Below are 12,533 nucleotides of genomic sequence, written 5' to 3'. Positions count from 1 at the left end.
GTTCTCGCAGGCAAACCGGGCGGCTCTGACGTCCGAAGCGCAACTGAAAAGCCCCACAAACATGCTGCACAATCCCAACGCGAGCACGGTTACCTACCCCTCCCCACAGGAGCAAGGTTGGGAACGTAGCGGACCCGGACCGTTCGACATGGCGCTGGGATTCCTGCGCCGGCACTATCTGGTGATTGCGATCACCACCGTGCTTTCGCTCCTGGCGAGCTTCGCCCTGCTGAAAATCCTGCCGCCCACCTACTCGGCCGACGTCAAGATCATGCTGGGCACCACCTCGAAGGCCGCAGTCGTCCAGCCGCAACCGCCCGTTCAGGACGAGCCGCCGCTCGACATGGAATCGCAGATCGAGATTCTCAAATCGAAGTCGATCGCGACAGCGGTCATCGACAAGCTCAATCTGGCGGACGATCCCGACTTCAACGGCAAAGCCAGCCCGCTGCATGGTGCGGTTGATGCGGTTCGCCGTCTCGTGGGTTCGGCGCCGCAGCCGAACGCGCCCTCGATGGACGATCTCCTCGACGAATTCCAGCGCAGAATGAACGCCTTCAGAATTGGCACGAGCACGGTCGTCGAGGTCGATTTCAGCGCCAGCGACCCCAATCGGGCGGCGATGATCGCCAACGCCATCGTCAAGGAGTATTTCGATCAGCAGTTGAAGGCGGACGCGAACGAGCACCGCACAATCACCGCCTGGCTTCACGACCGCCTGCAGGATCTCGGCAACGACGCGACCGCGACCGAACGTTCCGTGAACGAGCTGAAAAGCCGGTACAACATCGTCTCGGCCGACGGCAGGTTCATGGACCAGCAGCAGGTCACCGAGCTCACCAACCGTCTGGTGGCAGTGCGCACGCGTACCGCCTCGCTGATGACCCGGCTCAATCGGTTCGACGACATGCTCGCGACGAGCAGTGCCGATATGACGATCGACCGCGTAGCCGCGGTCTCCGACTTCTCCCCGGCAGAGCTCAGCGGCAATGTCAATCCGCCCGACGGTCTCTCCTTGAGCAATTCGAACAGCACGCTCATCATCAACAGCTTGCGTCAGCAATACCTCGATAACGCCAAGCGCGAGTACGAGTATTCCGCCAAATATGGCAAGGATCATATCGCGGTCGTCAATATTCGCGCGACGATGAAGAGCATCCGCCAGGCTATCGTCGACGAGGTGCGGCGCCTTGCCGACGTCGCCAAGCACGATTACGAGGAGTCCAAGCAGCAGCAGCAGGAGATCGAGAAGCAGCTTGCACAGGCCGTTGTCCGGTCGCAGGATACCAGGGCGGCCGAGCTCAGCCTCCGCGAGCTGGAGACCAGCGCCAAGAGCTATCGCACGCTCTACGACACCTTTCTTCAGCGCTACATGGGCTCAGTCCAGCAGGGCTCCTTCCCGATTGCGAAGGCGCGGGTGATCTCAGCGGCCACGCCGCCGAAGAAGAAGATCAAGCCGAAGTCCATCGTGCTGATGGCGCTCGGCCTGTTCGGGGGCCTGGCGCTCGGCGGCGGCCTCGGCCTGCTCGCAGAAGTCAAGGACCGCAGCTTTCGGACGACCGACCAGGTCGAGGATCGCCTGCGCCTGCCCTGCCTCTCGGTCGTCCCTCTGCTCAAACGAGGCGAGGTCGACCGGTTCACCAAGAAGGCGACAGTCAACGCCGTTTCCAAGGTCGAACCCGATTCCAGCCCGCGAATGGTGACGAGAGGCCCCGGAACCTGCTGGGCCGCATCCGCCATGCCCACATCGCGCTTCGCCGAATCCATCCGCTCGTTGAAAGTCGCCATCGACCAGGATCCAAGCCCGACGTCGCGGAAGGTCTTCGGACTGACGTCCGCCCTGCCCAACGAAGGCAAGTCGATCATCGCCGCGTCGCTGGCTCAGCTCATCGCAAATTCAGGCAAGCGTGTGATCGTGGTCGATTGCGACCTCAGGAATCCGTCGCTTTCCGCCATGCTGGCCCCCGATGCCAGCACTGGGATCGCCGACATCGTCCTGGGAGGATGCCAGCTCGCAGACGCAGTCTGGACCGACCCGCTGACGCGCCTGGATTTCCTGCCGGGAACGGGTGCCATGCAGCGCGACACCAGCGACATCCTCGGCAACGAGCAGATGCGCAAGCTGTTCGAGCAGCTGCGGGCAGCCTATGACTACGTCATCGTCGATCTTCCGCCGCTCGCGCCCGTTGTCGACGCGCGCGCCATCTCCGCGCTGCTCGACAGCTTCGTCCTCGTCGTGGAATGGGGGCGCACGCCGGCCGAGGTGGTCGAGCACGCGCTGAACACGGCTCCCAACGTCTACGATGCTCTGTTCGGCGTCGTGCTCAACAAGACGAACATGAAGGCGCTGAAGCGCTACGCCAATCATTTCGGCGACTACTACAACCACAAATATTACGCCCGTTACGGGAGCGTGATGGCCGAGTAGGTCGATCAGCGCGCGCCGGCCGGTGCGCGCCATGGGCCGCGGCCGGCAACGGAAATCGATCGACGGTCAGCGCTGGTGCTCGGGGCGAATGGAGGGATGGGCGATGCCGGCACGCTCCAGAGCGCTGCGGACATAGACGCCCGAGAGATAGCCCACCTGGACTGCAATCAGACCGGCGCCGGCATAGAGCACGGCCGGCAGCCCGCTGATGATCGACGCCGCGATGCACTCCATGAAGACGATCGCGGCGAGCGCCAGCAGCGTGCGAACCGTGAACATCGTCCCGGCAACCACCCCGGCTGTAAAATGAAGCGCGATCACCCACATCAGTTCATGCCTCCTCGGGCGTTTCGAGAGGCTAGCGGCCATTGGTTAGCGATGAGCTAAGCCGCCCGGGAGGATTCGAACAAGCGCATCAGGGCAACACTTTCAGGCGAAAGATGCGGCTACGGCCCGCTGAGCGGGTGCAGCATTGTCTGGCGGTTCAGCCAGTGCGCCCGGTAGAGCCAAAGCACCGCGGTGACCAGGACGACATCGAACAGGCCCATCACGGTCTGGCCGTAAACCTGCGGGTGGACGCCGCCCAGGAGGAGCGCGAGCTTGACCGATTGCCGCACCACCTCCGACCCGAGGAACGCGATCAGCGAGTTCTGGCCGACGTTGAGGATGAGCGAGACCGCCGGCGATCGCCGGGTGCGCGCGAACACCGCCCACAGCAGCGCCAACAGCAGCGGCAATGTCCAAAGCAGGTTGAGGAGCTTGTCGAACCGATAGGGGTATTTTTCGCCGTTGCTGGGAAAGCCGAGGCTGTAATCGAGCAGCAGCCCGAAGGTGAAGATCCCCGCCAGCGCCGTATAGAACGCGGGTCCGATCAAGCGGTTGGACCGATGGAGATCTCCGAGCCAGATACCGATCACGAAGAACATCTGCGCTTGGAGCGAGAACAGCAACAGAATGATGGCGGGACTCTCGAGCTTGGCTGCCGTGCTCGTGTTGCTGAACCAGGTGGAGGCCACGAAGATCGCAGCCGACGACGCGAGCACCAGGAGCCTGCCGCGCTTGAACATCGGCAGGATCACCGGCAGCAGCAGGAACATCAGCCCGTAGAACTTGAGGATTGTGATGGCGGTCGGCTCGGACTGAAACGTCAGCACGTCGAAAATCGCCTGCCCCACCGGCTCTCGCTTGTTCCCCAGAACAGCCATGCCGACCGCGACCGGCACCGAGATGACGAAATAGGCGGCGAGCACCTTCAAGCCGCGGGCGAGGAGCTCTCCGTGCCTCTCCTTGTGCAGATAGACGTACCCGACCATGAACCCCGAGATCACGACGAACAGTTCGGCGAAGGGGTTGAATTTCGTGAACAGATCGACGGAGTCCGGAAAGACGTTGGCCGTGTGATGATAGAATACGAACAACATCGCGCAGCTTCGATAGAAGTCGATCAGAAGCTCGCGCCTCTTCTGGCCTGCTGCGCTCACCGCTCAATCTCCGAATACACGTCGCTCCATGGGCGACGGTCAGCCGATGGGCGCCGGTCGGACTGACGGCTCAGGCAATCCTTCGCAACGCGGGCAAGCGTCGCGGCGGCGATCATCGAACCACCGACTGCTGAAGCCGTGATGCGACCGATGACAGGCCTCCCCCTCTCATTGCTGGTCCAGACCGCCGAAGCGGAAGATGCGGGCCATCAGCGGCGAAACGCCCACGAAGGTCGCGGTACAGCCCTGGGCTTCCAATTGCTTCCTCAGCATCAGCAGCAATCCGAGGAAGCGCGCATCCATGGCGCAGACGTTCGAGAAATCGATCGTGACCGGCTTGCGGGACGCCGAAGCGGCGCGGAACACCGGAATGGCCCGGTCTACGTGGCGCGCATCGGCGGGCCCCGACAGGCTGAGCGTGACCGCGCGCGTCCCATAGTCCTGCGTGATGGTCAGCGCCTCACCCCGCTCATGCGTGCGGCGCATCCACCAGGTCCACACCACGAACGGCAACACGTGGGTGAGCATGAGGCCGAGCATCGCCGTGCCATCGTTCCAATAGCGGCGCCAGAGATAGGGCTCCTCCTTGATGCGCCACAGCCACTCGAAGCCTGATTGGCGCAGGATCGCCGGTGCGCGCTTCACCGTCCCGGCCTGGAAGTTGAGCGCGGCGCCGAGGTGGGCGCGAACTGGAATCTCGAGGCACTCATGATTGCGCTGCAGCCATGATTGTCCCTTCACGCTGCTGAGCGAGGCAACCAGGAAGTCCGCCCCGCTGGCATTGATCTCGTCGATGATGTGATCCCGGCTCAACTCCTCGGCCGACAAATAGCCGGGGTTCAACCAGCCCACGCACTGCAATCCCGCCGACTGGCCGTTCAGCGTCCGGGCGGCCCGTTCGGCGGCCCCCTCCGGGCCACCGAAAAGAAAGAGCTTCAGCGCGTTTGCCGGCGCGGCCTCCGACTTCAGCGCGTCGAAGATATCGGCGCCGGCCGTCCGGCTCTTGATCGGAATCCCAAGCAGCCTAGCGATCCAGACCACCGGCATGCCGTCCACCGTGCAAAGATCGCTCAGGATCAGCGACTCCCTGAAGCTCCTGTTCGACTGGCTGGCGACCAGGAAGTTGAGATTGGGAGTCGAGATGAGAAGCCGGCTCCTGCGTCGGGCAGCGTCGCGGATGCGGCGCAGTACGCCGCGCATGCCGATGGCATCGACCGGTATTCCGAGGACGCAATAGACGTCGCGCGCGAGGTCGTCGGGAATCGCGGCGTCGGCCAGGGCGGCAGCATCGACCTCCGGCCGATCGCGACCCGCCCCGGAGCGCCCCACGCGATAAAGGGGGGATCCCGGCTCCTGCAATTCATGCGTGGTCAGCATCCGCCGCTCTCCCTCAATCTGCCCGCCGCACGAGGATTCCGGGTTGCGGATCCCTGCCGCACCTCCCCGACCGAATAACGTGCGACCCAAAAGCCACCATTTAATTTTAAATCATACCATTTATTTAATACGGTTTATTTGTAAATGCCAGGGCAGATTTGCGGCGCGGCTGCAGCAATATCTTCCCGGCGCACGTCGAAGTCCTTTTATTTAATTGCATCTCCGGATAATGTTCACGGACGGTATTCCCGGCGGCTGCCGGGGCCGCGCCGTTCGAATATCCTGGTGAGATCGATGCCGAGAATTTCAGCGACGACGTCGATGTCGGCCGGGCCGCGCGCCTCCGCGGGGACGTTCGATGTCTGCGCGCTGATTCCGGTCCTCGCCTTCGCCTACTCGTCCCTCATTCAGCCGCTGATCTATTTTGGCTTCCCGCCGTCGCCCGGGCTCCAGGGCCTGCTCGAGAGCCGGATCGAGAACCGGATCTTCTGGCCTGTCCTCGCGGCCATCGCCATCGTCGTTGCGATGCAACGCCTCGCCCGCGGCGAGCGGCTTGCCGCTGCGCCCAACATCATCAGTCTCTGCGTCTATTTTGGATTGGCCGGCGCCAGCATCGCGTGGGCATTCAAACCCGAATTCGCCTTCGTCCGTTTCGTCCAGGAAGCGATGGTCCTCACCGCCATCGTGCTGCCCGCCCTGCTATCGAGGCCGAGCGCCGACATCCTGCGCGGCGTGTTCCTCTGCTTTGCAGCAGGGGTGATCCTCAATGTTCTGCTGATCCCCGGCGGTTACGCGACCTACGCGCAGTACGGCAACGCGCTGGTCGACATCGGTTACCAGGGCTACTTCTCGGGCAAGAACCTGCTGGGCGAGTTTGCCGCCATTGCGTTCCTGCTCTCGGTTCACGAGTTGCTCTATCCCGGAACGCGCCGCGCGCTCGGGATCGTCGTTGCCGTCGGTGCCATCGTCCTGATCTTCTTCTCGAGCTCGAAGACCGCGCTCGGCCTCGCTCTGGTCGCCCCGATCCTGGCCATCCTGACGCTGGCGCTTGCGAGAACGCTGCGGGTTGCACCGCTTCTGATCCTGGTGGCGATCATCCTCGGCTACTTCGTGGTCGGCGAGCTCGCGGGCTTCACGACCAGCCGCATCGCCTATCTGCTGACGGGTGATTCCAGCTTCACCGGCCGAACCACCATATGGGCCTTCTCTAACTTGGAGATCGCGAAGAGGCCGCTCCTGGGATGGGGCTATCAGAGCTTCTGGCTGGTCGGTGCCGACGCACCAAGCATCACCGATGCACCCGGCTGGGTGAAGGCCATGCCGAACTCCCACAACGGCTACTACGATGCGATGCTGGAACTTGGCTATGTCGGTTTTGCCTTTCTCCTCGTGTTTCTGGCGGCCACCGTTCACGTCATCGGCCGCGTGATGAAGCACGACTACAAGCGGGCGTGGATCCTGCTGTCCGTCGCGCTGTTCGTCATGCTCTATAACCTGCTCGAAACCCTGTGGCTGCGCGCGTTCGACGTGACCTGGGTGGTATTCGTGCTCGTCACGGTCGAGGCCGCGCGATACTGGCGGAGGTCGCAACAGAGCATGCCCGCCGCTCAGCCGGCGAACAGGCGGTCGGCTCGTTGGAGCCGTACACGGCCGGCTTGGCGGCCACGGCTCGGCGTCCGCACCTGACGGGAGGCCCGTTGAAGCGTCACGCCAGCGCTATTGCGTTGATCCCGGCGCCGCCGCGAATGGCGCGCCCGCATCGAATCTCGCCTTGGCCGGTAACGTATGCAGCTTGGTATCCCCGGTTGGGTCCACCCAGGGCCACGGATGACTGCCGAAAAAGCCGGGCTTGGCTCTCAGATACAGCGACGCCGGCAGCGGCTGCGCCGCGAGAGCGTCCGTCCAGACCACCTTGCCGGTGAGATAGTCGAAATTGCCGCCGCGGATCACCGTGGCCAGCGTCTTCGGATCAGGCGCCATGGTCCATCGCTCCGGGTCGTAGCCAAGCACCCAGACGTTGCCGACACCGCCCTGCCCCCAAACCGCCGTTCCGGCCCGCATCGATGGATCGTCGTAGCTCCAACCGCTCATGCGTCCAGGTCGGCCCAGCACATTGCCGGCGAACGAATCCCACCACGAGCCATAGGCGAGACCGACGGCTCGAACGCCCGAACGATCGACGAAGCGCTGGCGCTGGCCGGTGAGATGGTTGCGGAAAAAGGTCAGATAGATCGCGTTGCCATGGGTGTAGTCGCTGTCGGCATTGTGGGACAGATTGCCTTCGAACAGGACGTGATGGGCGCCGGCCATGTGCGACGCGTTGATGCCGACCTCGACCCAGCCGGGATTGTCGAAATCGAACGAGTCGTCGGCATAGTTATAGCCGACGACGCTGCCGGCGCCGGACGACCGGAACACCATGTTCTTGCAGACGTCGACGAGGATGTTGTTCTCGATCAGGACCTCCGAGGAGCCCGTCGCCAGGCTGATCGCGTATCCGGCGCCGCCCGGCTGCGGCCACGAGCCGGCGTGGATGTAGGAGTCGCGGAGCTCGACCCGGAACGAATTGTCGATCGCCACGCCCTCGCCGAGCCATTGCGTCACCTCGACGGATCTGGCCCAGGAATAAGCAGCGGCTTCGAACCGCAACGCGCCGTCCGCCCCGCCGACGATGCTCAGATCTTCGACGCCCACCTTGGCAACGTGGATGTCGCGATTGTTGGCGGCGTGGCGACCGCTGTTCGGGTCGGTGCTATAAGGCGTGAGCTGCGCTTGGTGATCCCGGCGATAGCTGATCGTGAGCGGCGAGGTGAATGTCACCGTGCTGCCGGTCACCGAGGCGATCTCCTTGATCTCGGCGGTCGCCCGGTCGGTCCGGGCAAACCACGACATCGACTTCGGCAACACGCCGGGAGCCTGGTCATAGGGACCTCCGGCATTGGCACCGGCATTGTCGTCGCCCGGCTGAACCGGATAGTGCATGTTCCAGGCGACGCGGTCGCCTTGCCAGACCTTCGCTCCCGCTGGAAAACCCGCCGGCGTCGCCTGCCACGATGCGCCTGAGACCTCGTCGAGCAGAACGAAATCGCCCGGCTTCAAGGCCGCGGCACTGGCGAGGGCGACGGTCGACGTCCCCTGATCGCCGTCCGCCAACAGGTCCTGCGACGCGCTGCTGTCGGGGCCATTGTTCCAGCGCGAAGGTCCGACGATGATGACAGGCTTGGCGTCGTAGCTGTACGAGCTCGGGTCGACCGGCGTCAGGATTCCCTTGGTGCCGGCAATCACGACCGGCGTTCGTGCCCGCGCACCGTTGGTTTTCACCAGCCTGGTCGCGCCTGCGCCGGCGCCGCGCAGCGTCACTGGCCGGCTGATCAGGAGCGGCTCGTTGACGATGAACGTCCCGGGGCCGAGCATCACCACCTGGCCGGCGGGTGCAGCGGTCAAGGCAGCCTGAATCGCGCTGCTGTCGTCTCTCCCACTCGGAGACAGCGTGCGGTAAATGATGGTCCGGTTCGGAATACCGCCGGCTGACATCAGCCCGGGATTCCAGGCGGCGAGACGCTCCACCGGCAGCAGATTGCCGGCCAGTGACGGCCCGGTGGACGCGGTCGGCTCGGCGGCCGCGGCAACGCCGCGAAGGAACAGCAGGGCAAGCGCTGCCGTGAACAGCGCACGGATGCAGGCGGCGTCGATCCGGCGCGTCACGCGCGCGACCGGCCGGGACGAAGCCTGGGTGCAGCCGGGGATCACGAGGCCGATGTCATCCATGAGAACCTCTCGCAGGACCGGTCACACAGCCAAAACGGGCGCCGATTTAAAAACACCATGACTTTGACACGCGCCATGACATAATATTAAATCACGATTTAATTTATTGAAAGGCGGCCGGCGACGCCCTGCTCGGCAGAGCTTCGTCCCAATCTTCCGCCTTCGGCAAGGGATTTGATACGTGACGCCATCGCGCCGCTACCTGCTCATCTCGCCCTGCCGGGACGAGGCCCAATATCTCCGCCGGACTCTCGACAGCGTCGCTGCGCAATCGGTGCCGCCGGCGCTGTGGATCGTGGTGGATGACGGATCGACCGATGACACCCCGGCCATTCTCGACGAGTACGCCCAGCGCCTGCCCTATCTGCGCGTGATCCGCCGCGCCGACCGCGGCGGACGCAAGGTCGGACCCGGCGTGATCGAGGCATTCTATGCCGGCCTGGAGAGCGTGCGGCTGGAGGATTTCGACTATCTCTGCAAGCTCGACATGGACCTCGATCTGCCCGCGCGCTACTTCGAGCTGCTGATGGAGCGGATGGAGAGCGATCCGCGGGTCGGGACCACCTCGGGCAAGCCGTGGTTCGTCCACCCGCAGACCGGCGCCTTGGAGCCGGAGGTCTGCGGCGACGAGATGTCGGTCGGGATGACCAAGTTCTACCGCGTCGCCTGCTTCCAGGAGATCGGCGGCTTCGTGCGCCAGGTCATGTGGGACGGCATCGACTGCCACCGCTGCCGCATGCTCGGCTGGATCGCCGAGAGCATCGACACCGAAGCGCTGCGCTTCATCCATTTGCGGCCGCAGGGCGCCAGTCACAAGGGCATCTGGACCGGACGGCTGCGCAAGGGTTTCGGCCAGTACTTCATGGGAACGTCGCCGCTGTATCAGCTCGCGGTGGCGGTCTATCACCTGCCGGCCTATCCCGCCCTGATCGGCAGCACCGCGATGCTGTGGGGCTATTTCCGGAGCTGGCTGACGGGCCTGCCGCGCTACGACGATCTCGAATTCCGCCGCTTCCTCCGCGCCTATCAGCATGCCTGCCTGCGCCTGGGCAAGCGCGCCGCCACGGCCCGGATCAACGCGGAGCGGGCCCAACTCTGGCGCGCCAGCCACGCCGCGGCCGACACGCGATGACGCTCGGCGGCCGATCGCCGCGGCATTGACACGACGACGACGAAGCTACGTGTTTCTCCGACCCCGTCTGGACAACATGGCCAAGATTCTCGAGCTCAGCCGCTTTCGTGCCGCTTCCGCCGTGCCGCCGATAACGGCGCCTGGCGGCGAGGCGACCGCGCCGGCAGCGTCCCGCAGCACGAACGCCCATGGCAGCGCATCCCCGCTCATTCCATCACTCGACGGCATCCGCGCGCTGTCGGTGCTGATCGTGGTCCTGGGCCATTCCGGGCTTCAGGCCATGGTCCCCGGCGGCTTCGGCGTCACCATCTTCTTCTTCCTGAGCGGCTTCCTGATCTCCACGCTGATGCTGGCCGAGCATCAGCGCACCGGCGCGCTCGACGTTCCCAGCTTCTATGCGCGGCGCGTGTTCCGGCTGATGCCGCCTCTGCTGCTGTCGTTGGCGATCGCCTACGGCCTCACCGCCGCCGGCCTGCTGGACGGCGGAATGACCGTCAAGGGCCTGGCGGCCCAGGTGCTGTATTTCGCCAACTATTACGGTCTGTTCTTCGATCCCGGCAATACGGTGCCCGACGGCACCGGCATTCTCTGGTCGCTCGCGGTCGAGGAGCACTTCTACATCGTCTATCCCCTGCTGATGACGCTGCTGCTCGGATCGGCGCTGCGGCCGCGCACCATCGGCGCGCTGCTCGGGCTCGTCTGCCTCGGCGTCCTCGCCTGGCGCATCCATCTCGTGCATGCCCCTGGGTTCTTCTCCGACCGCACCTATTACGCCTCGGACACCCGCATCGACTCGATCGCCTATGGCTGCATTCTGGCGCTGGTCATGAACCCGGTGCGGCAGCGCTCTGCCTCGGGGCGGATGTCGGCGGCGCAATGGGCGCTGCTGGCCGTCGCCGCGGCGGCGCTGCTGGTCTCGCTCGTCTACCGTGATGCGGTGTTCCGGGAGACCGCCCGCTACAGCCTTCAGGGGCTGGCGCTGATGCCGTTGTTCTACTTCGCAGTCCGCTTCGCCGACGCGCCGCTGTTTCGTCATCTCAACCGCTCCTGGGTGATGACGCTCGGCACCTATTCCTATGCGATCTATCTGATCCACAACGTCGTGATCCGGACGATCGACAAGAACCTGCCCGCGATCGCTGCCAAGCCCTATCTGCTGTTTCCGCTCGCGCTCCTGATCTCTGTCATCTACGCGGCGGCGATCGAGCGCTTCATCGAGCCGTATTTCAGACAGCTCCGGCGCAAGTTCAGGCCGGCGCCTGCTGCGAGAGCAGCGCAGGACGCGTCCGGCGCAGACTGGCGGCTCGGCAACCGTCTCGCCGAGAGTCCGACGCCGCGCGCATCCTGAGCGCATCGGCACCCCTTCACCGCTCCATCGCCTGCTGCACAAATGCGTCAAATTGTGCAGTTTAAATAATTAGTCCCGCATTTAATACTGCGACCCCGACCAATGAATACTTTCGGGGACGGGTGGATGCGGATCGCGAGCGCAGTTGCACGACGAATTCGACGACATACGCTCGGTCCCCTGCCGGACGATCCGGCACTGCGACCGTTGAGGTCCCCGCTCCAGATCAATCTCTCGGGCAAGGTCGCGCTGGTCACGGGAGCGGCGGGAGAGCTCGGCCGCCCGATCGCCCGGACACTGGCGGCCTGTGGTGCAAAGGTCGCCATCCATTATCTGACGGCGCGCGCTGCTGCGGAGAGGCTGTGCGAGGAGCTGAACGAGCTCCAGCCGCAGCACGCCTGCACCATTTCGGGTGACGTTGCCGAGCTCGAGGATGTGCAGGCCATGCGCCGCGTCACCGAGGGTGTGCTCGGCCCCGTCGACATCGTCGTGAACAATGCGGTGACATGGTACGACGAACGTCCCGTCGTCGAGCAGACGCCCGACCAGTTCGACAAGGTGTTTCGCTCCTCGGTCCTGCAGGCCTGGGCGACCGCGCGGGTGTTTTCCGGCCCGATGATCGAGCGAAAATGGGGACGCCTGATTTCTCTCGGCACGGAGATGACGAGCCTGGCCTTGCCCAATCGCGCGCCCTACACGGCGGCCAAATGCGCCATGGACGGCATGCTGCGGTCCCTGGCGCGGGAGCTCGGACCGCATGGCATCACGGTCAATCAGGTCGCCCCGGGCTGGGTCGTCTCCGACAAGGACCGTCGTGACCGTGACGAGGTGCAGCCGCTCTACGAGCGGTCCGTGCCGCTCGGACGGCGCGGCTACGATCAGGACGTCGCCAACATGATCGCGTTTCTGGCCTCGGACCTCGCCGGTTTCGTGACCGGCGTTCGCGTGCCGGTGTGCGGCGGAGTCGTCATGCCGGAGGCCTGAGCACGCGCGCCTCGA

Annotated in this window: 9 protein-coding genes; 5 read left to right on the top strand and 4 right to left on the bottom strand. The window is 64.5% G+C overall.

Annotated elements, in window-relative coordinates; all coding sequences use genetic code 11:
* Positions 1–148: 148 nt before the first annotated feature.
* On the top strand, positions 149–2,428 hold the full coding sequence (locus QW863_RS24865; RefSeq protein WP_315717409.1) for a polysaccharide biosynthesis tyrosine autokinase: 2,280 nt from the start codon (positions 149–151) through the stop codon (positions 2,426–2,428).
* A 66-nt stretch (positions 2,429–2,494) separates the two neighbouring features.
* On the opposite strand, the gene QW863_RS24860 is transcribed toward QW863_RS24865, so the two are convergent.
* From QW863_RS24860 to QW863_RS24850, 3 genes are all read right to left on the bottom strand, one after another.
* Positions 2,495–2,755 carry a hypothetical protein gene (locus tag QW863_RS24860; protein ID WP_315717408.1) on the bottom strand — a complete coding sequence of 87 codons (261 nt, stop codon included), beginning with the start codon at positions 2,753–2,755 and terminating at the stop codon, positions 2,495–2,497.
* Between the two features lie 119 nt (positions 2,756–2,874).
* Positions 2,875–3,909, bottom strand: coding sequence for an OpgC domain-containing protein (gene opgC / locus QW863_RS24855; RefSeq protein ID WP_315717407.1), 1,035 nt, complete (start codon positions 3,907–3,909; stop codon positions 2,875–2,877).
* 168 nt (positions 3,910–4,077) lie between these two features.
* A complete protein-coding gene (locus tag QW863_RS24850; protein ID WP_315717406.1) occupies positions 4,078–5,286 on the bottom strand; it encodes a WecB/TagA/CpsF family glycosyltransferase in 1,209 nt (402 codons plus the stop codon).
* Positions 5,287–5,430: 144 nt separating this feature from the next.
* On the opposite strand from QW863_RS24850, the gene QW863_RS24845 reads away from it, so the two are divergent.
* The gene (locus tag QW863_RS24845; protein WP_315717405.1) at positions 5,431–6,972 is read left to right on the top strand and encodes an O-antigen ligase family protein; all 1,542 of its coding nucleotides are present in this window, start codon (positions 5,431–5,433) and stop codon (positions 6,970–6,972) included.
* A 30-nt stretch (positions 6,973–7,002) separates the two neighbouring features.
* Here QW863_RS24845 and QW863_RS24840 read toward each other — a convergent pair whose 3' ends face one another.
* Positions 7,003–9,054 carry a glycosyl hydrolase family 28-related protein gene (locus QW863_RS24840; protein WP_315717404.1) on the bottom strand — a complete coding sequence of 684 codons (2,052 nt, stop codon included), beginning with the start codon at positions 9,052–9,054 and terminating at the stop codon, positions 7,003–7,005.
* Positions 9,055–9,235: 181 nt separating this feature from the next.
* On the opposite strand from QW863_RS24840, the gene QW863_RS24835 reads away from it, so the two are divergent.
* The 3 genes from QW863_RS24835 to QW863_RS24825 all read left to right on the top strand — a co-directional run bounded on the left by QW863_RS24835 (position 9,236) and on the right by QW863_RS24825 (position 12,518).
* Positions 9,236–10,186 (top strand): glycosyltransferase, encoded by a 951-nt coding sequence (locus QW863_RS24835; RefSeq protein WP_315717403.1) that lies wholly within the window; start codon positions 9,236–9,238, stop codon positions 10,184–10,186.
* 76 nt (positions 10,187–10,262) lie between these two features.
* Positions 10,263–11,534 (top strand): acyltransferase, encoded by a 1,272-nt coding sequence (locus QW863_RS24830; RefSeq protein ID WP_315717402.1) that lies wholly within the window; start codon positions 10,263–10,265, stop codon positions 11,532–11,534.
* A 207-nt stretch (positions 11,535–11,741) separates the two neighbouring features.
* Complete coding sequence (locus QW863_RS24825) at positions 11,742–12,518, top strand: SDR family NAD(P)-dependent oxidoreductase (protein ID WP_315717401.1); 777 nt, start codon at positions 11,742–11,744, stop codon at positions 12,516–12,518.
* Positions 12,519–12,533 lie beyond the last annotated feature (15 nt).

Origin of the sequence: Bradyrhizobium sp. SZCCHNR1017 (genome assembly GCF_032381375.1) — a bacterium.
Taxonomy (GTDB): Bacteria; Pseudomonadota; Alphaproteobacteria; order Rhizobiales; family Xanthobacteraceae; genus Bradyrhizobium.
This window is presented reverse-complemented; position numbering and strand designations above follow the sequence as displayed.

Excerpts from the sequence above, each read along its gene's own strand:
- QW863_RS24860 (WP_315717408.1), bottom strand. The coding sequence starts at position 2,755 with ATGTGGGTGATCGCGCTTCATTTTACAGCCGGGGTGGTTGCCGGGACG.
- QW863_RS24845 (WP_315717405.1), top strand. The coding sequence starts at position 5,431 with ATGCCAGGGCAGATTTGCGGCGCGGCTGCAGCAATATCTTCCCGGCGC.
- QW863_RS24865 (WP_315717409.1), top strand. The coding sequence starts at position 149 with ATGGCGCTGGGATTCCTGCGCCGGCACTATCTGGTGATTGCGATCACC.
- QW863_RS24850 (WP_315717406.1), bottom strand. The coding sequence starts at position 5,286 with ATGCTGACCACGCATGAATTGCAGGAGCCGGGATCCCCCCTTTATCGC.
- QW863_RS24830 (WP_315717402.1), top strand. The coding sequence starts at position 10,263 with ATGGCCAAGATTCTCGAGCTCAGCCGCTTTCGTGCCGCTTCCGCCGTG.
- QW863_RS24840 (WP_315717404.1), bottom strand. The coding sequence starts at position 9,054 with ATGGATGACATCGGCCTCGTGATCCCCGGCTGCACCCAGGCTTCGTCC.